The sequence below is a fragment of the Cognatishimia activa genome, from assembly GCF_026016445.1.
Classification (GTDB): Bacteria; Pseudomonadota; Alphaproteobacteria; order Rhodobacterales; family Rhodobacteraceae; genus Cognatishimia; species Cognatishimia activa_B.
In genome coordinates this window covers 397,858-420,766 of sequence record NZ_CP096147.1, presented here as the reverse complement: position 1 = coordinate 420,766, position 22,909 = coordinate 397,858, and the positions used below count along the sequence as shown (strand labels likewise).

The window sequence follows — 22,909 nt, the reverse complement described above, 5'->3', positions numbered from 1 at the left end:
CACGAAGCACCGTTCGAATGTGAGAGACCAATCAAGCTGCATGTGGATGTCTATCCATGTGAATTCTGGCCCTATGTTGCCGCATCTTCCGCTGCCAATCATTCATCCAATGAGAGGAGATTTCTGATGGTTCGCTGGGCTGTAATTTTCAAAGATACACCTGAAATGCTAAAAATTCGGGCAGACAAAGCGCGTAGAGACGCTCATGTCGCATATGCCAAGGCCCACCCGGAGCTGCTGATTGGAGGCGGGCTGAAACCCGAAGAAGACGCGCAGTTTTGTGGTGCACTTTGGATTGTCGAAGCAGAGTCGCGGTCAGAGGTTGAAGCTCTTGTCCGTGCCGATCCTTTCTTTGAAGAGCAATTCCGGACGTTTGAAATCTTCACGTGGGGCAAAATTCTAGAAGATGCCTCTGTCGCTCTCTAACCTGATCACTGAACGGCGCTCCAAATAGAAAGCCCCCACCGAGGCGGTGGAGGCTGTACATTCTGGATATAAAAGCCGCGAAGATCAGCTCAAGAATCAGAAGTTCAACTGATCCAACAGATCATTCAGAATCTTCTTCTGATCTTGATCCAATTTCGCATTGCGAGACCGGAACAATGTGGCTTGGGATTTTAAAATCAAACCATCAGACAGGATTTTCAAATGGTTCGCCCTCAATGTATCACCAGAAGAGGTGATATCCGCCACCGCTTCTGCTGTCATATTTTTAACAGTGCCTTCCGTCGCGCCCTGACTATCGACAAGCTGATAGTCCGCAACACCGTGTTCGCGTAGGAACTCACGCACCAGGCGGTGGAACTTTGTTGCAATCCTTAAGCGGAACCCATGTTCCTTTCGAAACGCAGCTGCCGCCGCGTCGAGGTCCTCAAGCAAATCAACATCCACCCAACACCGCGGAACGGCGATGATCAAATCAGCACGACCAAATCCAAGCTCAGCCAGTGTTTCGACTTGCTGCTCCCATAGGCCCAGCTTTTCTTGAACAAGATCAGTACCTGTCACACCCAGATGGATGCGCCCAGCCTTCAGCTCACGCGGGATTTCTCCGGCGCTCAATAGCACCAGCTCAACACCATCGACACCTTCGACCTTACCGGCATATTCCCGATCTGATCCGGTGCGCGCCAAGGAAACTCCACGTGCACCAAACCAGTCAAAGGTCTTTTCCATAAGGCGGCCCTTTGAAGGCACTCCGAGTTTGATGGTCATGCCGCTGCCTCCAGTTCCAGAACCACTTCCGGGCGGATAATGGCCCCAACTGCTGGGATTTCATTGCCCCCACCAAGGACACGCGTCAGCGCATCGTAGCGCCCACCTGTCGCCACAGCGGGAAGATCAGCACGATTGTCTGCAAAGAAGCCAAAGACAAAGCCGTCATAATATTCAAGGTTGGTGCGCCCGAAACTGCCTTCGAAATCGATGTTGGCCACATCGACACCCTTGGCATCCAACGCCTCTATGCGTTCACGAAGGCTAAACACAGCATCCGTGATCGCAGGCATGTCGACTGCAATATCGCGCAGTTGCTCAAGCGCGAATGGCAAGGTCTCTCGGACGTCCAAGAGCGCATCCAGCATTTCTACCTGCGCCGATGAAATTGGCATTGCGTTCACATCTTCATGCAGCGCTTCAATCCGCGCTGAAACTTCAGCAGGTGTTCGCAAGCCAATAAATGGCACACCTGATTGCATAGGCGCGTCCTGAGCAAGCAATGCTTCGCGAGAAGGTGGCACCGGTGTTCGGCCTGAATAGCGATCGAGCAACGCCCGGAAACGGCGCGGACGCCAGATATGACGCGTCAAAGCAGCCTTCCGGCGCTCCGTGGTCTCAAGCCCCTGAACAGCCGCAGCCAAAAGGCCAATATCCCCGGTCGCAGCACGCAAATCCAAATGCGCAAGAGATTGCGAAACGAGATTAAAAACCTCGGCATCTGCAACCGCAGGGTTGCTGCGATCAAAGACCTCATATCCAACCTGCGTGTATTCATTTGCGCGGGTTGAATCGTCTTCCTGACGACGGAAGACTTCACCTGAATAGGTGTAGCGCGCAGGCTCTGCTCCATGTTCCATATGCATCTGCACAACTGGCACTGTGAAATCCGGGCGCAGCATTTGCTCACCCAGCAGGCTGTCGCTAGTGACGTAAGCGCGCGCACGAATGTCCTCGCCATAGAGATCAAGCAGGACTTCGGCGGGTTGCAAAACAGGCGTTTCTGCAACTGACGCACCAGCCTCTTCAAAGCGCGCACGCAGCTCTGCGGCGCGGGCGCGGATCAATGCTTTTTGTGGCATCAGCCCTGCCCTTCCGATTGGCTCGCGAGGATTTCCCGCACCTTGGCAACAAGATCACCACGGGGCACTTCAAACTGGCTTGGGCGTTCTTTCCACTCTTCCAAAGTGGCGCTTTCGGCGATTTTGGCACCCAGGATCAAGTCTTTGATCTGAATGACACCATTCGCCTTTTCGTCCCCACCTTCGATGATCGCGATGGGCGACTGACGTTTGTCAGCATACTTTAATTGGTTACCGAAGTTCTTTGGATTGCCCAGATAGACTTCGGCCCGGATGCCTGCATTACGCAGCTCCGCCACCATGGCCTGATAATCGGCCATCCGGTCACGATCCATGACAGTCACCACAACCGGCCCCGCTGCGACGCCGCCGATACGGCCTTTCTCACGAAGAGCAGCCAAGAGGCGATCAACGCCAATGGAGACACCGGTCGCTGGCACGGCTTGGCCTGTGAAACGCTTCACTAGGTCATCATAGCGACCACCGCCAGAGACAGAGCCAAACTGACGCTTGCGTCCCTTGTCATCAAAGATTTCAAAGGTCAGCTCAGCTTCAAACACTGGTCCGGTGTAATAGCCCAAGCCACGGACAACCGAAGGATCGATCTCAATCCGATCTGCGCCGTAACCGCCCGCAGCCAGCAAATCGCCGATCTGCTCCAGTTCAGCTATACCTTCCGCGCCAACTTGCGAGGTGCCAACAGCCTCACGCAGGTTGGCAAATGTCTTGGCAACGTCATCCGCTTTCGAGGTCAGAAAGGCCAGTACCGGCTCCGCTTGATCATCAGACAGGCCGACACCATCAATGTAGGCGCCAGACGCATCCAGACGTCCTTTGCCCAAGAGTTCACGCACACCGCTTTCACCGACCTTGTCAAATTTGTCGATGGTGCGCAGCACGTTGTCCTTTGCGGCCTGGTCATCGCCCAACCCCATGGCTTCCAACACACCGTTGAGAACCTTGCGGTTGTTCACGCGCACCAGATAGTCGCCGCGCGGTATGCCGACGGTTTCCAAAGTATCAGACAGCATCGCGCAGATTTCAGCATCCGCGGCCATGCTCGCTGTTCCAACGGTATCCGCATCACATTGGTAAAACTGGCGATAGCGCCCAGGCCCTGGCTTTTCATTGCGCCACACAGGTCCCATCGCATAGCGGCGATAGGGTGTCGGCAGGTCATTTCTGTGCTGTGCATAGACGCGGGCCAATGGCGCAGTCAGGTCATAGCGCAGGGCCATCCAGTCGCCTTTTCCGTCGTCATCAGCTTCCTGCCACGCGAACACACCCTCATTTGGGCGATCCACATCAGGCAGAAACTTCCCAAGCGCCTCGACAGTTTCAACCGCAGCACTTTCCAAAGCCTCAAAGCCATAGCGATGGTAAACCCCTGCAATCTGATGCAGCATTTCGGTGCGTTCTGTGACTTCAGAACCGAAATAATCGCGAAATCCCTTCGGCGTGACCGCCTTAGGGCGCGGGGCTTTTTTTACTTTTGCCATCGCTGATGTGTCCCTAGCAATTGGGGTGGTAAATTTACGTGGCCCGCACTTACCTCAGCCCACCCCTGCAAGCAACCCAACCTATTCAATCCGGCCACCCCTCCTCCTTTCTAAAAATACTCTGGGGGAGAGGAACGCAGTTCACTCGGGGGCAATGCCCCTCCCTTGACCCGCGCCCAAACTGGGCATAGGCCGAAGAGATGGACAAACTCGAAGAACAAATCGCCCATCTAACGAAAACCGTCGAAGAGCTGTCAGACGTGGTTGCGCGTCAAGACACAGACATCGCATTGTTGCAGAGACGCGTGCAGATGCTTTTAGAGCGCGAAGCGGACCGAGAATCCGCTGGCGGCGGCGGGGTTGTCATCGGGGATGAACGGCCACCGCATTATTGATTTTCTATACTTGGCTCAGACTAGTGGGAACATTCAACAAACTCGCGGCAATCGCATTGTTTGCAATATTCGGCTTCAAAGCAGAAGCATCGGACTTAAAGGCCAATTGGGCGTGTTCTTTTGATACGGTTTGCCTAGAAACAATGCCGTGTAGCCAACGCCGACTAAGCATTGATGTTGATGAAAAATTGCTCCGCACACCCGGCCAGAGTTTCCCAGTTGGAGTGCTTCGCTTTGAGCGCAAGCTGGGCATAGTCACCGTATTGACCGAACCGGTGAACGGCTCAACCGGTTTCCTGACAATCTTTGGCGACGAAACAACACGCCTAACGTTCCATTTTCCAAAGACCAGCGCAGCGGCAATGGTGAATATTGGAAAATGCGTTTCCAAAAACTGAGATCAAAAGTCCTCGACCGCCATTACACCTGGCAGCGATTTAATCGCACCTTTGATCTGCGGGTTTACTGGGAACTCAATGCCCACATCAATTTCAACCTCCCCCGGTAAGTCCGGGTCCATCAGGTTGAACATCACAGGTCCTTTTGGACCAGTTTTCACAGCGTCCCGCGCGCCGTTTAGAACGCTGGCAACATTTGGCACCGCCTCGGAGTTCTCAACAAAAATCCGCAATCCAGCAGAACCGGCATCAGCGACAACCGTATCAATTGGCCCGATGGACTTGGCGAGCAGCTTCAACTGATCAGCCTCCATATTGGCCTCCACCGTGACAACAACCTTTGAACCCGTTTCCAGATGCTCGCGGCATTTCTCCAGCGTTTCTGAGAAAATCGTGACCTCATAAGCTCCCGTTGGGTCCGAAAGCTGCGCAAAAGCAAAGCGATTGCCACGCGCGGATTTCCGCTCTTGGCGCCCTGACACGCGCCCTGCCAATTTTGCCACACACGGTCCGGACCGCGCCTTGTCGGTCAACTCATCCAAAGTCAGGATTTTCTTACGCTTGAGCGCAGGCATGTAGTCTTCCAGCGGGTGACCTGACAGAAAGAAGCCAATTGCGCGGGCTTCTTCGTCAAGCTTTTCTGCCGGCAACCAATCGGCCACTTTGCTCAACCGCGGTTCGGGTAAATCGTCTCCGGCATCCCCAAAGAGAGACACCTGATTGCTTTCCCGTTGTTCGTGAATCGCAGCTGAATAATTCACCAAACCTTCAAGGCTTTCGAAAACCTTGCGGCGGTTTTTATCGAGCTCATCAAAGGCCCCGGACCGCGCCAGCATTTCAAGTGGCCGTTTGCCGACCCTTTTCAGGTTCACCCGACGCGCGAAATCAAAAAGATTGGTGAAGGGCTTCTCTGCGCCATCCACTTTGCGGCCTTCGGTGACCAAGGTCATCGCCTCAACACCTACATTTTTCAAAGCGCCCAGCGCGTAGACCAAATGCCCCTTGCGGACTGTAAAGGTCGCTTCGGAACGGTTCACACAAGGCGGAATGTAAGGCAGCTTCAGTGCCTTTTTAACTTCCTCGAAATAGACCGCCAGCTTATCCGTCAGATGGATATCGCAGTTCATGACACCGCCCATGAACTCCACCGGGTGGTTCGCCTTTAGCCAGGCCGTGTAATAAGACACCACGGCATAGGCCGCTGCGTGGGATTTGTTGAAGCCGTAGTTCGCGAACTTCTCAAGAAGGTCAAATACTTCCGAGGCTTTTTTGGCAGGCACGCCATTTTCCGCAGCGCCTTTTTCAAACTTGGGACGCTCAGCATCCATCGCCTCTTTGATCTTTTTACCCATCGCCCGGCGCAGCAGGTCCGCGCCGCCAAGGCTATAGCCTGCCATGACCTGGGCGATCTGCATAACCTGTTCCTGATAAACGATAATCCCTTGCGTTTCCGCAAGGATATGGTCGATCAATGGGTGAACGGATTCAATCTCGCGCAGTCCGTTTTTGACCTCACAATAGGTCGGAATGTTCTCCATCGGACCCGGACGATAAAGCGCCACAAGCGCAACGATATCCTCGATACAGGTCGGCTTCATGCGCTTCAGCGCATCCATCATGCCGGTGGATTCCACTTGGAACACGGCAACGGTTTTGGCGGCGGCGTAGAGCTTATAGGTTGGTTCGTCATCCAAAGGAATGGCGTTGATTTCATTCACTGCGCCTTCAGGCGGATCATAAAGCTTGGTACCATCCGCTTTGAAATGGATGTCCCGCCCTTCGCCTTTGATTAAGTTCACAGCGTTTTGGACAACCGTCAGCGTTTTCAGACCCAAGAAGTCGAACTTCACCAGACCTGCCTGTTCAACCCATTTCATATTGAACTGAGTCGCAGGCATATCAGAACGCGGGTCTTGGTAAAGCGGCACCAGCGCATCCAGGGGCCGGTCGCCAATCACAACACCCGCGGCGTGGGTTGAGGCGTTCCGCAGCAATCCTTCGACCTGCATGCCGTAATTCAGTAGGCGATCAACAACGGGTTCGGATTTCGCTTCATCCCGCAGACGCGGTTCATCTTTGAGAGCCTTTTCAATCGAAACTGGTTTGACGCCTTCAACCGGGATCATCTTGGACAAGCGATCCACCTGCCCATAAGGCATCTGCAGGACCCGCCCAATGTCGCGTACGGCTGCTTTAGAGAGAAGCGCACCGAATGTAATGATCTGCCCCACCCGGTCGCGGCCATATTTCTCCTGAACGTAGCGAATTACCTCTTCGCGGCGGTCCATGCAGAAGTCGATGTCAAAGTCGGGCATGGAAACCCGTTCTGGGTTCAAGAATCGTTCAAACAGCAACGAATACCGCAGCGGATCAAGGTCAGTGATGGTCAGCGCGTAAGCCACCAAGGAGCCCGCACCGGACCCCCGACCCGGCCCCACCGGGATGCCTTGATCTTTGCCCCATTGAATAAAGTCGGCAACGATCAGGAAGTAGCCGGGAAATCCCATGCCTTCGATGATGCCCAGCTCAAAATCGAGCCGTTCTTGGTATTCTTCCACGGAAACCGCATGCGGGATCACGGCAAGTCGCGCTTGCAGGCCTTCGTTTGCAATTCGGCGCAGTTCTGCGACCTCATCATCCGCAAATTTCGGCAGGATTGGGTCGCGCAGATAGGCGCCAAAGGCACAGCGCTGCGCAATTTCCACCGTGTTCTCAATGGCTTCCGGCAGGTCAGCAAAAAGCGTGATCATCTCTTGCGGCGACTTAAGATAGTGCTGTGCCGTTAGGCGGCGTCGCCCTTCGCTTTGATCAACATAGGCCCCCTCTGCCACGCAAATCAGCGCGTCATGGGCTTCGTACATGTCAGACTTAGGGAAATAGACGTCATTGGTCGCCACCAACGGAATGTCCATAGCATAGGCCATTTCGACGAACCCTCGTTCGGACAGGCGTTCTGCTTCTGGCTGACCGCCTTCGCCGGGGTGACGTTGCAGTTCAACATATAGGCGGTCCGCAAAAATGTCTTTGAATTCGCGCATCATCACTTCAGCAGCTGGGCGCTGACCTTGACGCAACATGCGGCCCATGGGGCCGTCGGGACCACCTGTCAGACAAATCAGCCCTTCAGAGTGCGCGCGCAGCTCTTCCATCGTCACCTGCGGCACCTGTCCAGGATGCGCCACATAGAGGCACGAGCTGAGCTTCATCAGGTTCTCGTAACCCTCTTCACGCTGGCTCAGCAGCACAATGGGCGCAGGTGGGGGCGCTTGCGTCCGACCAGTCGGATCATCATGCGGCATTTGTAGATCGACTTGACATCCCACAATCGGCTGGATGCCTGCGCCCTGAGCCCCTACCGAAAACTCCAACGCGGCAAACATATTGTTTGTGTCTGTGATCGCGACGGCGGGCATATCCATATCTGCGCAGATGCCAGGAAGCTTTTTGACCCGAACGGCCCCTTCCAACAGAGAATATTCGGTGTGTACGCGGAGATGAATGAATCGTGCTTGGCTGCTCATGGCCACAAGCTAACCCAGCAGACCGGATGATGGAATGACACATCTTGGGCAATCTGATATCGGATTGAAAATCAGCAATTGTCACCTGAAGAAAGTAAGGCCGCGTGGCACGCACAAAATCCGGAGATAAAGGCGCAGAATTGCGCAAAGCCGCCGTGGATGAACTGGCTGAGTACGGGCTTGCTTCGGCATCTGTTAACCGGATCGCCCAGCGCGCTGGTCTCTCGGTGGGGACGCTCTATCGCTACTATGCGAATAAAGATGCAATCTATCGCGATGCCTATCTGCGTCTCAAAGCCGGTCTTAGCGAGGAGATGCTTGGCGCATCCAAAGTGAGCGACACCTCTGAACACAAAATTCGCTGCGCTCTCAAAGGGTTCGCAGCACATCTTCTGGAATACCCAAGAGATGTGATTTTAATGGAAGCGGTCGCAAACTCTTCGATTTTAACGGCCGAAGATCACCAGACCGTGGCCCAAATCGATGCCGATCTTTATGCCCTCGTCAATTCAGGACTGAAAGATGGCACGCTCCAGCCAGCCTCACCATCTGCGATCGCAATCATGTTGCTTTCACCGCTCATTCATACTGCGCGACGGGCTGCATTGGGCGGCGCTCAGCAAGAATCCGACCTACTCGAAGAAATCCAAGAAATGTGTTGGCGTTCGGTGGCTGCCATTGATAAATGAGCTTTGACTCATTTATTCTCGGAGCAAAAATGCGCAACTCAATTCTGAACTGCCTCTCGGCCCTCGCCGTGAGCGGGGCAACACTGATGATAGCAACTACAGCCACAGCTGAAATGACCGTTCAAGACATCAAAGATGGCTATAAAGCCAACGCGGCGCTGACCCAGTTCTATCGCTGGTTCCAGTACTATGAGCGTCCCGAGGGCGGCCTCGAAAATGCACTCGATATCCTCGCAGAGGACATCTATGTGAAGTCCACTTTGGGTGAAGCCAATGGACAAGACGACTACAAAGCGCGCGTTGAAAGCCTGCCCACCACGTGGAAGAACAGTCACAAGATCAATTCAGTTGATGTTGAGATTAACGACGCTGGCTCAGTTTCGCTCACAGCCGACGTGACCTATCAAAACATCGGCGCCGGCCCGGAAGGGGTGATTGGTCAAGCCGAGCTTTCCTATGCTGTGGCCTTTGATGGCACACCTGAGACCTTGCCGAAACTGGCCAAAGTCGAAATTTCAAACGCTTCTCAGGGTGTGGCTGAAAACTACTACGATGCGTATCCGGAGAACCGCGTACGGAGTCTCGTGCATCGCTGGCTCACGATTATTGAAGATCCTTCCCGAAATCCTGAACCTTTCAAAGAAATCCTTGCTGAAAACCCAGAGATCAACTTCTCTTCAGGCTTGATCAAAGACTACGAAGGCCTCGCAAATTGGCTGGCTGGTCCGGGAAGCCAGGTGTCCGCGAGCACTCATATTATCGATGACCTTGAGGTTACAAAAACCGAAGATGACAACTGGCAGACGGTTATGATCTTTGACTGGGCAGGCTTGTTGCCCGATGGCACCCACTTGGTCGCCAAAACTCAACATACGTGGATTGTTGAAAACGACGTCTCGGAGCGATTTGCACGTGTGAAGAAAGTAGACGTCTTGGTTCTAGAACCTTTCCGTCCAAAGCAATAAGCTTTGTACGTCATTGGCGTTCCCGGTTTGAATAATGTCGGGGACGCCTTGAAGACTTTCAATTTTTACCAATAGATCAACGTAATACTTTTTACTTACAGCACCTTAAAGAAGGTCTGGCATCGCTCAACAATTAGGCCTTCCTTATTTGATCGCATAACATCTGCCCAAGTTTTCCTTGCCAGATCGCGTTTTCGCTCCCTATCCTTCTTACCCAGAACAATGGGGAGCCGCGTTTTTTCTACGTCGCATCGAAGAAGCGCATCACGGCACAATATATCGGTAAGGCGACGGGTTTTCTGAATGGACATCACGTTTCTTCTGAATGGAGAGACCGTGGACCTCGGCGACGTGGCCCCAACCACAACGCTTTTGCAATGGCTGCGCGAAGAGAAACACCTGAAAGGGACGAAAGAAGGCTGCAACGAAGGCGATTGCGGTGCCTGCTCTGTTGTTGTCACTGACGCCAATGGAATGACCGCCCGCAATGCATGTATTTTGTTTCTGCCACAACTTCACGGCAAGGCTGTGCGCACCGTTGAAGGAATGTCGTCGCGAGATGGCACCCTGCACCCGGTTCAGGAGGCCATGATCCGACATCACGGCAGCCAATGTGGATTCTGTACGCCCGGATTTATTACAACCATGGTCGCCGCACATCAGAACGATGCAACGGATTGGGATGACCAACTGGCGGGCAATCTCTGCCGCTGCACGGGCTACGCGCCAATCATTCGCGCTGCTGAAGATGCGTCAGCTGCGCCAAAACCGTCGTGGCTTTTTGACGAGCTGCCCGACTTGAGCGATCTGGCAACAGAGTCATACCGACCGCAGTCGGCGGATGAACTCGCTGACATTTACGCAGGAGAGCCCCATGCGACTTTGGTGGCAGGCGCAACCGACGTAGGCCTCTGGGTGACCAAAGGTCTAAAAGACATCTCACCAGTGGTGTTCTTGGATGGTTGCAAAGATTTGGACACCATTGATGTCACCAAATCCCATATCGATGTGGGAGCAATGGTCTCGCTGACCAAACTTCGGGGCGTTCTTCAGAACCATTTCCCAAGTTTTGCTGAGATGCTGCGCCGATTTGCCTCCACCCAAATTCGCAACAGCGCGACCTTGGGCGGCAATATTGCCAATGGCTCACCGATAGGAGACACGCCACCTGCCTTGATAGCGCTAAATGCTCAGTTGCATCTGCGTCGCGGAAAGGACCGGCGGACAATCCCCTTAGAAGAATTCTTCATTGAATACGGCAAACAAGACCGGCGCGCGGGTGAATTTTTAGAACGTATTTCGATCCCACGTCAGACCGATCGTTTGCGTGTCTACAAGCTTTCAAAACGGTTTGATCAAGATATCTCTGCCGTCCTTGGCGCTTTCAATCTCGCCATCGAAAAGGATCGCGTAACATCAGCCCGTATAGCTTTTGGAGGCTTGGCGGGCATCCCAAAACGTGCGCTTAATGTTGAGCAAGCCCTGATTGGTCAGGTTTGGAACGAAGAGACCATTGCCGCGGCTTGGTCAGCCTGGGAGCAGGATTTCACGCCGCTCAGCGATATGCGCGCATCTGCCGACTATCGCCTAGATGCCGCGCGCAATATGTTGACACGCTACTTCTTGGAAGATCTCGGCGCGGCGACCTCTGTTCTGGAGGTCAGTCCATGAGCGTTTCAAACCCTCTCCCTCACGACAGCGCAGAGCTGCACGTCACCGGGCAGGCGCAATACGTCGATGACATTCCAACGCCGTCAGGCACTTTGCACCTCGCCTTTGGTGTTTCGACGATTGCACGCGGTGAAATCACCAATATGGATCTACAGCCCGTTCGCGATGCGGCAGGTGTTGTAATGGTGCTCACAGCTGAAGACTTGCCGTTTGAAAACGACGTCAGCCCTTCAATCCATGACGAACCCCTGCTGAGTGACGGAAACGTCCATTATATGGGCCAACCGCTCTTTGTGGTCGTCGCAGACAGCCATGAGGCCGCGCGCAAAGCCGCACGACTTGGGGAAATCAGCTATTCTGAAACACGCCCCCTGCTGACGATCGACGACGCCATGGCAGCCGGAAGCCATTTTGAAGACGGCCCACGGATTTGGAACAAGGGTAATGCTGCCGCTGCGATTGAAAACGCGCCGCACCGTCTTGTTGAAATCTTTGAAATGGGCGGGCAAGAGCACTTCTATCTGGAAGGTCAGGCGGCGCTGGTTCAACCGCAGGACAATGGCGACATGCTGGTGCGCAGCTCTACGCAGCACCCAACTGAAATCCAACACAAGGTCGCAGATGCCATAGGGCAATCCATGCATGCGGTTCGCGTAGAAACGCGTCGCATGGGTGGTGGATTTGGCGGGAAAGAGAGCCAAGGCAATGCTTTGGCGGTCGCCTGTGCAATCGCTGCTTCGATCACAGGACGCGCATGCAAGATGCGTTATGATCGCGATGATGACATGGTGATCACCGGCAAACGGCATGATTTCAGGATCAAATATGACGTTGGATTTGACGATCAGGGCCGCATACTTGGCATCGACTTTCTACAACTGGCGCGCTGTGGATGGGCACAAGACCTCTCCCTGCCCGTTGCCGATCGCGCGATGCTGCACTCAGACAACGCTTACCTGATCGAAAACATCCGCATTGAAAGCCATCGCCTTAAGACAAACACGCAATCAGCCACTGCATTCCGTGGGTTTGGCGGGCCACAGGGGATGTTGGGCGTCGAACGGGTCATGGACCACATTGCGCATCACCTTGGCAAGGACCCATTGGACGTCCGGCTTGTTAATTACTATGCAGAGCAAAGCGGGCAAGCTTTTGAGAAGACAAACGAAACGCCCTACGGTCAAGAGGTCACAGATTTCGTCTTAAACGATCTCACAGAACGTCTGATCAAAGAGTGCGACTATGAGGCCCGACGCAACGCCGTCCGAGAGTGGAACGCCGCGAATGCGGTTTTGAAAAAGGGAATTGCCTTCACGCCGGTCAAATTCGGTATCTCCTTCACGCTGACCCACCTTAATCAGGCTGGGGCTTTGGTGCATGTATACCAAGACGGTTCGATCCGCATGAACCACGGCGGCACTGAAATGGGTCAAGGTCTCAATCAAAAAGTCGCTCAGGTCGCAGCGAGCCGTTTTGGGGTCACTATGTCCGCCGTGCGCATCACAGCAACCGATACTGACAAAGTCCCGAACACATCTGCAACCGCCGCCAGCTCTGGCAGTGATCTCAACGGCATGGCTGTCCGCAATGCCTGCGACCTGATCAAAGCACGCATGGCTGATTTCATAGGCGGATACCATCAGTGCCGGCCTGAAGACGTGACATTCGCAGGAGGTCTGCTGCACGCAGGCGATAATGTCATGACTTTCGCTCAGGCAGCCAAGCTCTGCTACGAAAACCGGATCAGCCTTTCAGCAACCGGCTTTTACAAGACGCCAAACCTGGAGTGGGATCGCATCCAAGGTCGTGGCCGCCCTTTCTATTACTTTGCCTACGGCGCGGCCGTCACCGAAGTTGTGATCGACACTCTCACAGGTGAGAACCGCATTCTGCGTGCCGATATTTTGCATGATGCTGGGAGCTCCCTGAACCCAGCGCTTGATATTGGCCAAGTTGAAGGCGCCTATGTTCAAGGTGCAGGTTGGCTGACAACTGAAGAACTTGTCTGGGATGATGCTGGTCGCCTGCAAACGCACGCGCCGAGCACATATAAGATTCCTGCCTGCTCGGATCGGCCAGATATTTTCAATGTCGCGCTTTATGAAAATAGCAACGCGGAAGAGACGATTTATCGTTCCAAAGCGGTCGGCGAGCCACCTTTTATGTTGGGCATTTCGGCCTTTATGGCTCTTTCAGATGCCATTGCTGCCTGCGGCCAGACCTACCCGAACTTGCAAGCACCTGCGACACCCGAAAGTGTCCTAAAAGCGGTTCAGAGGGTGCATAATGCTTGATTTAGAGCTACTGCAAAACTTCCTGCGTGATCATGGTCCCTACATCAGGGTGGTGACAGCCGATGTGCAAGGGTCCACGCCTCGAGAGATCGGCGCTGCAATGCTAGTCGCAAACGATGCCCAGCAAGGCACTATCGGTGGGGGAACATTAGAATTTGAGGCCTCAAAGGCGGCACTCAAACAACTCCGATCAGACATCGCGATCAAGGTCAGCCGCCACCCTTTAGGTCCTGAGCTTGGTCAATGTTGTGGCGGTGCAGTTACTTTGGTGAGTGAGTGCATCGATCAGGATTATATAGATGCTCTGTCTCAGAACCCCTTCCATCTCAGACGCGTTGAAGGAACAGCCGACAAACCTTTCGCAATCACGCGAGATATTGCCAAGGCGCGATCAGAGGGATGCGCCTTGAGGGCCAGACTAACCGACGGATGGTTGATTGAACCCATTCACCAAGCTCCGCGCAAGCTATGGGTTTGGGGAGCTGGGCATGTGGGCCGCGCAATCGTCGATGTTTTGGCACCGCTCCCAGTGTTTTCGATTACTTGGATCGATACCCATAAAGATCGATTTCCAGCGAAAATTGCCGACGGAGTGGACTGGGTTGCCGCGACTGTTCCGAATGATCTTGTCAATCACGCGCCTCCGAACTCTGAGCACTTGATTTTAACCTTCTCTCACAGCCTGGACCTCTCCCTATGTCATGCATTGCTTCATCAGGGATATTCTGAGATCGGTCTTATTGGCTCTAAGACAAAATGGGCACGCTTTCAGAAACGGTTATCAGAATTAGGTCACTCCCCTGATCAGATATCACAGATCACTTGCCCAATTGGCGATCCAAGTCTTGGGAAACACCCTCAAGAGATTGCAATTGGTGTCGCAGCCAAGCTATTGAACAAACAGCAAGTTTATTCGGCCCGGAGGGACAGGACCGCATGACGTCACCGCTACTTTCGATTCAGGGGCTGACCAAAGCCTATCCGGGTGTCATTGCCAATGATGACGTGTCTTTTGACATCGCGGAGGGAGAGGTTCACGCTCTTTTGGGCGAAAACGGCGCTGGCAAATCTACCCTGGTCAAAATGATCTATGGGCTGGTGAAACCAGATAGTGGGGCGATGACCTGGCGAGGGAAGGCTTTCGCGCCTGCGGAGCCTCGCGTGGCCCGCGCAAGTGGCGTGGCGATGGTGTTTCAGCATTTCTCGCTATTTGATGCCTTGAACGTTGCAGAGAATGTCGCCTTGGGCATGGAGAACCCTCCGAAGATGCGCGATCTGGCGCGCCGTATTCGGGAAGTCAGCGAGACCTACGGTCTGCCCCTTGATCCAGAACGCACAGTCGGTGACCTCTCTGCAGGTGAGCGCCAGCGCGTAGAGATCATCCGTTGCCTGTTGCAGGACCCCAAGCTGCTGATCATGGACGAACCGACTTCAGTTCTGACGCCGCAAGAGGTCGAGATCCTGTTTGAAACGCTTCGGAAGCTGAAATCCGAAGGTACTTCGATCCTCTACATCTCCCATAAACTCGAAGAAATTCGTGCGCTTTGTGATCATGCAACTATCCTGCGGCTTGGTAAGAATGTCGGAGAATGCGTGCCCGCGGAAACCTCTGCACGTCAGATGGCTGAGCTGATGGTGGGCGACACGCTGCAAACACCCACCCGCACCGCTCAGGATGGTGGCGAAGAGGTTTTGCGGGTTGAAAACCTGACGGCGGCCTCAGGCAATCCTTTTGGCACATCGTTGAAAGACATCAGTTTTTCAGTCCGCTCGGGTGAAATTCTCGGCCTTGGTGGCGTTGCAGGAAATGGGCAGGATGAACTCCTTGCAGCCCTGTCAGGTGAGCTGCTGACAAGCGCTGAAACCGTGCAAATCCGCGGTGAGGCTGTGGGCAATCTCGGCCCGAACCAGCGCCGCGGCATCGGCACTCTTGCCGCGCCAGAAGAACGGCTGGGCCATGCGGCTGCGCCCAACATGAGCCTTGTTGAAAACGCGCTTCTGACCGGGGCCATCCGGCAAGAGCTGACAAACAACGGGTTTGTGAATTGGAAAGGTGCAACGGAGTTCGCGGATCAGATCATCAGCGAATTTGACGTACGTACACCGGGATCAGACCGCGCCGCGCGCGCGCTTTCTGGCGGTAACTTGCAGAAGTTCGTAATTGGTCGAGAGGTCTTGCAGGAACCAGACGTCCTGATCGTGAACCAACCCACATGGGGCGTCGATGCGGCCGCTGCGGCTGCGATCCGGCAGTCTCTCATGGACCTTGCAGCCAACGGCGCTGCCATCGTTGTGATCAGCCAAGACCTTGATGAGCTTATGGAAATCTCAGACCGCTTCGGTGCTCTGAACGAAGGCCGGCTCTCAGATCTGCGCCCGACAGCGGGTCTCACCATTGATGAAATCGGCCTGATGATGGGCGGGAGCCACGGCATGGAAGTGGCTCATATTCAGGAGGCAAGCGCATGATCCACCTGGAAAAACGCCCACAACCCAGCCAATTCTGGTCGCTATTCACGCCGGTGATCGCCGTGGTCGTGACCATGATTGCCGGTGGATTGTTGTTCGCAGCTCTTGGCAAAAACCCTCTCGAAGCAATCCGCACGATCTTCTATGACCCGCTTTTTGGCGAGTTCTCCTTCTACTACCGCCCACAGCTTTTGGTGAAAGGCGGCCCACTGATCCTGATCGCAATTGGTCTGAGCCTCGGCTTCCGTGCAGGGATCTGGAACATCGGCGCTGAAGGGCAATACATCCTTGGAGCCATCTGCGGCGCAGCTGTCGGCCTTGCATTCTATCCGAGTGAAAGCGTTTTTATCTTCCCTCTGATGATCCTCGCTGGTCTCCTCGGAGGCATGCTTTGGTCGATGATCCCAGCACTGTTGAAAGTCAAATTCGGCACCAATGAAATCCTTGTGTCGTTGATGCTGGTTTACGTGGCCGAACAACTTTTGGCCTCTATGTCACTAGGATTGCTTAGAAATCCAGAGGGGCATGGTTTCCCCGGCAGCCGCAACTTCCAGGACTACCCCAGCGGCCACAACGCTGAAATCCTCGCAGGTACGGGACTGCATTGGGGCGTTGCCATGGCCTTTATCGCTGTGATCTTTGCCTACATCCTGCTCAACAAGCACATTCTTGGGTTCAATATCCGCCTTACCGGTGAAGCACCGCGTGCGGCCCGCTTTGGTGGGGTGAATCCAACCCGGCTGACCATTCTTTGCATGGGCATTTCCGGCGCTCTTGCGGGGCTTGCGGGCCTTTTCGAAGTGTCCGGACCGTCTGGCCAGATCAGCATCGACTTCAACGTCGGATATGGCTTCACAGCGATCATCGTCGCGTTCCTCGGACGCCTGCACCCAATTGGCATTCTACTCGCAGGCCTCTTGATGGCGCTCACTTACATCGGTGGTGAAATTGCACAGGCCAACCTTGGCCTCCCTGCAGCTGCCATTCAGGTCTTCCAAGGCATGCTCTTGTTCTTCTTGCTGGCGCTTGACCTGCTATCCAACTTCCGCATCCGATTTGCCGCGAAGGGAGCCGCATAATGGACCTCTCAGCCATCAGCCCCACCCTTCTGATTGCCTCACTTATGGTGGCGGCGACCCCGCTTTTGTTGGCCGCCATCGGAGAGCTTGTCGTTGAAAAAGCCGGTGTGTTGAACCTTGGCGTCGAAGGCATGATGATTGTCGGCGCGATCTGCGGCTTTGCTGTTTCTGTGGAGACCGGCTCACCCTATCTGGGTATTCTGGCTGCCATGGCAGGTGGTGCGATCCTATCAATGCTCTTTGCATTCCTGACCCAATTTGCCTTAGCTAACCAAGTGGCCTCCGGTCTTGCGCTTACCCTCTTTGGCTTGGGGCTCTCAGCACTCATGGGGCAAGGCTATGTGGGTGTTAAACCCCCCGCGATGGGCACGCTGAACATTCCCGTTCTTTCAGACCTTCCTTTCGTTGGCCCTATTCTCTTCGGTCATGATCTCGTGCTCTACATCGGACTAGGCCTGACTGCAGCCGTCTGGGCCACGCTCAAATACACCCGAGTGGGCTTGATCCTGCGCGCCGTTGGTGAAAACCACGAGGCCGCGCATGCTTTGGGGTATCACGTTGTGCGTGTCCGGATTCTGGCGATCTTGTTTGGCGGGGCTTGCGCAGGCCTAGGCGGCGCCTACATCAGCCTCATCCGCGTGCCGCAATGGACCGAAGGGATGACCGCTGGCATTGGATGGATCGCACTTGCGTTGGTGGTCTTTGCCAGCTGGAAACCATGGCGTGTTCTGCTGGGTGCCTATTTGTTTGGCGGTATCAATGTTTTACAGCTCAACCTACAGGCAGCAGGCATTGCCATTCCGGTCGAATACTTGGCAATGTCACCCTATCTGATCACCATCTTGGTGCTTGTTATTCTCTCGGCTGACAAAAGCGCGGCGCCCGCCTCGCTTGGCCGACCTTTCCACGCCTCGCACTAGTCTGCTTGTGAGGCCAATATAAAATCTAAACAGGGGGTACCCGAAATGAAACTTACGAAACTTCTGGCGACGGCTGCAGTCGCCATGGGCCTTGCGACCAGCGCAATGGCCGAAAAAACCAAAGTCGGCTTTATCTACGTTGGCCCAGTCGGTGATGGCGGCTGGACCTATGAACACGACCAAGGCCGTAAAGCGGTTGCAGAAGCCTTTGGTGATCAGGTTGAAACCGTCTACCAAGAGAGCGTCCCTGAAGGAGCCGATGCTGAACGCGCGATCACGCAAATGGCGCTGCAGGGTGCAGACCTGATCTTCACCACATCCTTCGGCTACATGGACCCAACCGTCAACGTCGCGAAGAAGTTCCCGAACGTGAAGTTCGAGCACGCAACCGGTTATAAAACCGCCGATAACGTGTCCGTCTACTCTGCACGCTTTTACGAAGGCCGCGCAGTTCAGGGCCACATCGCAGGCAAGATGACCGAAAGCAACATCATCGGCTACATCGCCTCTTTCCCAATCCCGGAAGTGATCCGTGGCATCAACTCTGCATACATCCACGCCAAACGTGTGAACCCAGACGTGCAATTCAAAATTATCTGGGCCTACACATGGTTTGACCCTGCGAAGGAAGCAGACGCGGCTAAAGCTCTGATCGAGCAAGGCGCGGATGTGATCCTGCAGCACACCGACTCCACTGCGCCACAGGCGGCGGCACAGGCAGCTGGCAACGTTGTGACCTTCGGTCAGGCCTCTGACATGTCCGAATACGCGCCATTCCCACGTGTGTCTTCCATCATTGATGACTGGGCACCTTACTACATCGCACGCACCAAAGCCGTTATGGACGGCACATGGGAAACTGCGAACACTTGGGACGGTATCGGTGCAGGCATGGTTGGCATCGGTGAAATCTCTGACCGCGTACCAGCGGACGTGAAAGCCGAAGCACTGGCTATGGTCGAGAAACTGGCGTCCGGTGAATACCACGCCTTCACTGGCCCGATTAACAAACAAGACGGTTCTGCATGGCTGGCTGATGGCGAGACAGCCGACGATGGTACACTTGCGGGTATGAACTTCTACATCGAAGGTATCGAAGGCGAAGTTCCTAACTGATCTTTTCATCACAGCTAAGATTGAAAGCCCCGCCTTTTGGTGGGGCTTTTTTGTTTGCGGTGTGACGCCGCGTTTCTACCCTTCTGCATTTTCAATCCGTTTGGGCTCTGGCATCCTGAATGCGCACAGCAGATTGGGAGGTCAGCGATGCAGAAGGCCCAGGTTTATGGCGTGCATCTTGCCCCTCACCAACTGCCATCCGGCAGAACGTCAAAGAGCCAAAGTAGATGACTGAACACGCGCCCCGTTTCCCTGATTGGGAAACCAAAGTCCGAGAAAGTTTTGCTCGACAGAATGCGATGAAAAGCATTGGGATTGAAATCTCCGAAATCGCACCCGGCCGCATGACCCTTTCTATGCCATTCAACGTAGATTTCGCGCAGCAACACGGTTTTTTACACGCGGGCATCGTGACCACCGCAATGGACAGCGCCTGCGGATATGCGGCGCATTCTTTGATGGAAGAACATGCCTCGGTCTTATCAGTTGAGTTCAAAAGCAACTTCCTATCCCCTGCCAAAGGGGAGCGTTTTTTGTTTAAAGCGCACGTTGTAAAATCTGGGCGCACCATCTCGGTGGCAGAGGCCAGTGCCTATGCAGTGACCGGTGGCACCGAAAAGCTGATTGCCACTATGACGGCCACACTGATGTCGGTGCAGGACAGGCCGGATGTGAAGGAATAGCGAATAGCTTGCCTTCAACGGCATTGACCTTCACGATAACTTCACATTTGTTCCTTAGGTGATGCCCACTTTGCTGCGGGTCTCCAAGGCAAGGTGAATTCATGACATGGAAGGCTCCTCATGCGCACCCCCATTTCCTCTCCGGACGGCACCCCGATCAGTCGCTTCACATTTGGCACTATGCAATTTGGCGGGCGCGCTGACGCCAAGGCCAGCCGTGAGATGTTTGACGCCTGTCTTGAGGCCGGGATTAATCATTTTGATACGGCCTATGTTTACACTGATGGTGCATCAGAGACTTTGCTTGGGGAATTCGCAGCACCGCTACGCGATCGCCTCGTGATCGCGACCAAGGCTGCATATAAAGGCGGCTCCGGGCGTAAGAACATTCTGCAGGCCTTTGACACCTCCCGACAAAGATTGGACATGGACAGCGTCGATATCCTGTATCTGCATCGCTTTGATCCTGAGACACCGCTTGAAGAGACCTACGACACGCTGGCTGAACTTAAGCAGCAAAGTAAAATCCGCCATATCGGGGTGAGTAACCACGCCGCATGGCAGGTTATGAAATCGGTCGCGGTCGCGGCAGAATGCGGTCTCACGATCGATATCCTGCAACCCATGTACAATTTGGTAAAACGTCAGGCAGAGGTCGAATTACTGCCAATGGCAAAGGATCAGGGCATATTGGTTGCTCCTTACTCGCCATTGGGAGGTGGTCTGCTGACCGGGAAATATGGTGGGATAGATGACAAATCGACGGTTGGGCGCCTTGCTGAAGACAGCCGTTATCATGCGCGTTACGGACAGGCTTGGATGTGGACAGCGGCTAATGCGCTATCGGAGGTCGCAAAACGAGAAGGCGTTTCCGCTGCGACGCTTGCTGTGGCATGGGTCGCAGCACATCCAAACAAAGTGAGCCCCATTTTGTCAGCACGTTCAGCAGAGCAACTTGTCCCGTCACTTGAGGCAATCAATTACACCCTATCTGATGAGATGTATCAGGAAATCACCGCACTTAGCCCAACGCCTGCCCCCGCCACGGATCGTTTGGAAGAGGTTTGATGGTTCGTAAGCCACCGAAATCAGCCAGTATCGCCACAGCAGGCAGCGGCGCACGCCTCTTTGCACCCTCAGCCGCACGCAATTGCGATGTGATCGCGGACTTGATCGCAAAAGTGGCTCCGACAACAGGAACGGCGTTGGAAATCGCAAGTGGAACGGGACAACACGTCGTAGCCTTCGCGGCGCGGTGTCCGGCGCTTCAATGGCAACCAACTGATGTCACAGCAGATCGCATTGCCAGTATCGATGCCTATGCTACTGAAAGCAAAGCGCCAAACATTGCCCCCGCCCGTATTCTCGATGCCACCACCTCTGGGTGGGCCGCTGAGATGCAGGGCATTCAAATGGTATTTCTCGCTAATCTGTTACATCTGGTATCACAGACAGAAGCCCAAACCCTAATTGCTGAAAGCGCAAAGGCGCTGGCGAAGGGAGGCACGGCCTTGATCTATGGACCATTTATGCGCGACGGAGAATTGACCAGTCCGGGTGATCGCGCCTTCCATCAGAGCCTCGTAACTGAGGACCCTGAGATCGGGTACAAAGACGAAGGTGAGATCATCACATGGGCGGCAGGTCATGGCCTCGCGACCATCATGACCCATCAGATGCCTGCCAATAACCTTGCCTTGGAATTCAGAAAAACCTCAGGATAGCCTGCTACTGCGTTGTGACCTTGCAGGTCTTTCCTTTTTCACCTGTACAGTTCTTTCCGCTGAAGCCACCTTTATGAACCGTTGGAAGAGACTTAGCTTCTTTTTGTTCGGACTTCGCCTTTATTTTGTTCTGGCCAAGCCCAGTTCCATGGCTCGCGACAGGTGTTTCACTACCGTGCTGTTCCAGCCAATTTTCAGGAGTATCGATCAGATGTTCATCCAGGCCATCCGCGATAAGCGGGCTTGGAAGTGTCTGCATTTGATTGAGTGACTGATAATCAAGTTGATCCATCAATTGCTTGATCACATCTTCGGGCGCATGAGCGCGCAACTTCAAAACAACGCCGCCACCCAATGAGGCAAACATATAGCGCATCTTTTCATCTCGGCGCGCGGTTTTGGACTTGGCTGTCAGCCAATGCACCCCGGCAACTTGGTGAAAGTGCTTGTGATCCTTCGCGTCATACACACTCGCTCCGCGGCTTGTCTCTTTTACATTGGTCCAGAAATAACTGGCGCGCGGACGGCCCTCACGCAGGCGATCCAGAGAGCGACCGCTTTCAACAACCCAATATGCCTGCTTCAAACGTGTTGCCAATGCGTTGGTAGGTTCAGAAAATTCAGCACGCAGGTAGATCGAGCTGCGACCGTTCAAGAAAATTGCAACATCTCGCTCAAGATCAGGCGCATAACTTGCAGTCTCCTCGGCCGTCATTCCATCCGGCCAGCCAAATCCTGTGTGAAAATCATTCTGCCACTCAATCCGTTCCCATCCCGCCAAGACATCTTCCGAAGGCGTAGGGAAATAACTATTCAATGGCGCTGCACGCAGAACTTTCCGCTCAATCCGAGCGGACTCGAGCGTCGGATCTGGCAAGCCATCCGCCATGCCAATCATACTAAGAAGATGATCTGTGTAAGAGACCTCTGCGACCTCAAAATCCGCGTCGATTTTGGTCGCTGCCTCTTGCAGGCTGGCGATTTCAACCGAACGATTGCGGTATCCCATGTAGTCAAGCGCAGTGAAAACCCCAACGGCAATAACAGCGAAGGCAGCAGGAAGGTACTTCAACATAAGACGGCTCCAAAACAAATCGGTTCCATCAAGAGCTATGTGATCGATTAGGCAGTAATAGGAAACAAACGAGGCATCATTGCGCCTATTTGAGGGGGTTGACCAATTACTGTG

General features: G+C 54.2%; 20 protein-coding genes. 15 read left to right on the top strand and 5 right to left on the bottom strand.

Translation table 11 applies throughout. The annotated features are described in order from the left end of the window. Positions 1-126: 126 nt before the first annotated feature. Positions 127-426, top strand: coding sequence for a YciI family protein (locus M0D42_RS02030; protein ID WP_265019949.1), 300 nt, complete (start codon positions 127-129; stop codon positions 424-426). Positions 427-522: 96 nt separating this feature from the next. Here the strand turns inward: M0D42_RS02030 and hisG are convergent, their stop codons facing one another. From hisG to hisS, 3 genes are read right to left on the bottom strand one after another with little or no spacing between them, the layout of a single operon-like run. Then, the gene (gene hisG, locus M0D42_RS02025) at positions 523-1,215 is read right to left on the bottom strand and encodes an ATP phosphoribosyltransferase (RefSeq protein WP_265019948.1); all 693 of its coding nucleotides are present in this window, start codon (positions 1,213-1,215) and stop codon (positions 523-525) included. Then, positions 1,212-2,297 (bottom strand): ATP phosphoribosyltransferase regulatory subunit, encoded by a 1,086-nt coding sequence (locus tag M0D42_RS02020; protein ID WP_265019947.1) that lies wholly within the window; start codon positions 2,295-2,297, stop codon positions 1,212-1,214. Before M0D42_RS02020 ends, hisG begins: the two co-directional genes overlap by 4 nt. Beyond that, positions 2,297-3,796, bottom strand: a complete 1,500-nt coding sequence (gene hisS / locus M0D42_RS02015) for a histidine--tRNA ligase (protein ID WP_265019946.1) — start codon at positions 3,794-3,796, stop codon at positions 2,297-2,299. The genes M0D42_RS02020 and hisS overlap by 1 nt, the downstream gene beginning before the upstream one ends. Before the next feature lie 200 nt (positions 3,797-3,996). On the opposite strand from hisS, the gene M0D42_RS02010 reads away from it, so the two are divergent. Both M0D42_RS02010 and M0D42_RS02005 read left to right on the top strand, forming a co-directional pair. Next, positions 3,997-4,191, top strand: coding sequence for a SlyX family protein (locus tag M0D42_RS02010; RefSeq protein ID WP_265019945.1), 195 nt, complete (start codon positions 3,997-3,999; stop codon positions 4,189-4,191). Positions 4,192-4,214: 23 nt separating this feature from the next. After that, positions 4,215-4,589, top strand: coding sequence for a hypothetical protein (locus M0D42_RS02005; protein ID WP_265019944.1), 375 nt, complete (start codon positions 4,215-4,217; stop codon positions 4,587-4,589). A 2-nt stretch (positions 4,590-4,591) separates the two neighbouring features. Here the strand turns inward: M0D42_RS02005 and dnaE are convergent, their stop codons facing one another. Then, positions 4,592-8,110, bottom strand: a complete 3,519-nt coding sequence (dnaE, locus tag M0D42_RS02000) for a DNA polymerase III subunit alpha (RefSeq protein ID WP_265019943.1) — start codon at positions 8,108-8,110, stop codon at positions 4,592-4,594. Between the two features lie 104 nt (positions 8,111-8,214). On the opposite strand from dnaE, the gene M0D42_RS01995 reads away from it, so the two are divergent. From M0D42_RS01995 to M0D42_RS01940, 12 genes are all read left to right on the top strand, one after another. Continuing rightward, positions 8,215-8,799, top strand: coding sequence for a TetR/AcrR family transcriptional regulator (locus tag M0D42_RS01995; RefSeq protein ID WP_265019942.1), 585 nt, complete (start codon positions 8,215-8,217; stop codon positions 8,797-8,799). 29 nt (positions 8,800-8,828) lie between these two features. Further along, positions 8,829-9,764 carry a hypothetical protein gene (locus M0D42_RS01990; protein WP_265019941.1) on the top strand — a complete coding sequence of 312 codons (936 nt, stop codon included), beginning with the start codon at positions 8,829-8,831 and terminating at the stop codon, positions 9,762-9,764. 303 nt (positions 9,765-10,067) lie between these two features. Then, entirely contained in the window at positions 10,068-11,435 is a 1,368-nt protein-coding gene (gene xdhA / locus M0D42_RS01985) for a xanthine dehydrogenase small subunit (protein ID WP_265019940.1), read from the top strand. Further along, a complete protein-coding gene (xdhB, locus tag M0D42_RS01980; RefSeq protein ID WP_265019939.1) occupies positions 11,432-13,729 on the top strand; it encodes a xanthine dehydrogenase molybdopterin binding subunit in 2,298 nt (765 codons plus the stop codon). The genes xdhA and xdhB overlap by 4 nt, the downstream gene beginning before the upstream one ends. Then, positions 13,722-14,669 (top strand): xanthine dehydrogenase accessory protein XdhC, encoded by a 948-nt coding sequence (xdhC, locus tag M0D42_RS01975; protein WP_330221185.1) that lies wholly within the window; start codon positions 13,722-13,724, stop codon positions 14,667-14,669. The genes xdhB and xdhC overlap by 8 nt, the downstream gene beginning before the upstream one ends. Beyond that, complete coding sequence (locus M0D42_RS01970) at positions 14,666-16,198, top strand: ABC transporter ATP-binding protein (protein WP_265019938.1); 1,533 nt, start codon at positions 14,666-14,668, stop codon at positions 16,196-16,198. The genes xdhC and M0D42_RS01970 overlap by 4 nt, the downstream gene beginning before the upstream one ends. Further along, complete coding sequence (locus tag M0D42_RS01965) at positions 16,195-17,277, top strand: ABC transporter permease (RefSeq protein WP_265019937.1); 1,083 nt, start codon at positions 16,195-16,197, stop codon at positions 17,275-17,277. Before M0D42_RS01970 ends, M0D42_RS01965 begins: the two co-directional genes overlap by 4 nt. Further along, positions 17,277-18,197 (top strand): ABC transporter permease, encoded by a 921-nt coding sequence (locus tag M0D42_RS01960; RefSeq protein ID WP_265019936.1) that lies wholly within the window; start codon positions 17,277-17,279, stop codon positions 18,195-18,197. The genes M0D42_RS01965 and M0D42_RS01960 overlap by 1 nt, the downstream gene beginning before the upstream one ends. Positions 18,198-18,242: 45 nt before the next feature. Next, positions 18,243-19,313, top strand: coding sequence for a BMP family ABC transporter substrate-binding protein (locus M0D42_RS01955; RefSeq protein ID WP_265019935.1), 1,071 nt, complete (start codon positions 18,243-18,245; stop codon positions 19,311-19,313). A 227-nt stretch (positions 19,314-19,540) separates the two neighbouring features. Beyond that, positions 19,541-19,996, top strand: coding sequence for a PaaI family thioesterase (locus M0D42_RS01950; RefSeq protein WP_265019934.1), 456 nt, complete (start codon positions 19,541-19,543; stop codon positions 19,994-19,996). Positions 19,997-20,116: 120 nt separating this feature from the next. Continuing rightward, positions 20,117-21,064 (top strand): aldo/keto reductase, encoded by a 948-nt coding sequence (locus tag M0D42_RS01945; RefSeq protein WP_265019933.1) that lies wholly within the window; start codon positions 20,117-20,119, stop codon positions 21,062-21,064. After that, positions 21,064-21,720, top strand: coding sequence for a class I SAM-dependent methyltransferase (locus tag M0D42_RS01940; RefSeq protein WP_265019932.1), 657 nt, complete (start codon positions 21,064-21,066; stop codon positions 21,718-21,720). The genes M0D42_RS01945 and M0D42_RS01940 overlap by 1 nt, the downstream gene beginning before the upstream one ends. Before the next feature lie 4 nt (positions 21,721-21,724). Here the strand turns inward: M0D42_RS01940 and M0D42_RS01935 are convergent, their stop codons facing one another. After that, a complete protein-coding gene (locus M0D42_RS01935; RefSeq protein WP_265019931.1) occupies positions 21,725-22,795 on the bottom strand; it encodes a hypothetical protein in 1,071 nt (356 codons plus the stop codon). Positions 22,796-22,909: the final 114 nt, after the last annotated feature.

Coding starts and splice junctions, on each gene's coding strand:
- M0D42_RS01960 (WP_265019936.1), top strand. CDS start 17,277: ATGGACCTCTCAGCCATCAGCCCCACCCTTCTGATTGCCTCACTTATG.
- xdhA (WP_265019940.1), top strand. CDS start 10,068: ATGGACATCACGTTTCTTCTGAATGGAGAGACCGTGGACCTCGGCGAC.
- hisG (WP_265019948.1), bottom strand. CDS start 1,215: ATGACCATCAAACTCGGAGTGCCTTCAAAGGGCCGCCTTATGGAAAAG.
- M0D42_RS01965 (WP_265019937.1), top strand. CDS start 16,195: ATGATCCACCTGGAAAAACGCCCACAACCCAGCCAATTCTGGTCGCTA.
- M0D42_RS01945 (WP_265019933.1), top strand. CDS start 20,117: ATGCGCACCCCCATTTCCTCTCCGGACGGCACCCCGATCAGTCGCTTC.
- M0D42_RS01955 (WP_265019935.1), top strand. CDS start 18,243: ATGAAACTTACGAAACTTCTGGCGACGGCTGCAGTCGCCATGGGCCTT.
- M0D42_RS01950 (WP_265019934.1), top strand. CDS start 19,541: ATGACTGAACACGCGCCCCGTTTCCCTGATTGGGAAACCAAAGTCCGA.
- M0D42_RS01970 (WP_265019938.1), top strand. CDS start 14,666: ATGACGTCACCGCTACTTTCGATTCAGGGGCTGACCAAAGCCTATCCG.
- xdhC (WP_330221185.1), top strand. CDS start 13,722: ATGCTTGATTTAGAGCTACTGCAAAACTTCCTGCGTGATCATGGTCCC.
- xdhB (WP_265019939.1), top strand. CDS start 11,432: ATGAGCGTTTCAAACCCTCTCCCTCACGACAGCGCAGAGCTGCACGTC.
- dnaE (WP_265019943.1), bottom strand. CDS start 8,110: ATGAGCAGCCAAGCACGATTCATTCATCTCCGCGTACACACCGAATAT.
- M0D42_RS01940 (WP_265019932.1), top strand. CDS start 21,064: ATGGTTCGTAAGCCACCGAAATCAGCCAGTATCGCCACAGCAGGCAGC.
- M0D42_RS02020 (WP_265019947.1), bottom strand. CDS start 2,297: ATGCCACAAAAAGCATTGATCCGCGCCCGCGCCGCAGAGCTGCGTGCG.
- M0D42_RS01990 (WP_265019941.1), top strand. CDS start 8,829: ATGCGCAACTCAATTCTGAACTGCCTCTCGGCCCTCGCCGTGAGCGGG.
- M0D42_RS02030 (WP_265019949.1), top strand. CDS start 127: ATGGTTCGCTGGGCTGTAATTTTCAAAGATACACCTGAAATGCTAAAA.
- hisS (WP_265019946.1), bottom strand. CDS start 3,796: ATGGCAAAAGTAAAAAAAGCCCCGCGCCCTAAGGCGGTCACGCCGAAG.
- M0D42_RS02010 (WP_265019945.1), top strand. CDS start 3,997: ATGGACAAACTCGAAGAACAAATCGCCCATCTAACGAAAACCGTCGAA.
- M0D42_RS01935 (WP_265019931.1), bottom strand. CDS start 22,795: ATGTTGAAGTACCTTCCTGCTGCCTTCGCTGTTATTGCCGTTGGGGTT.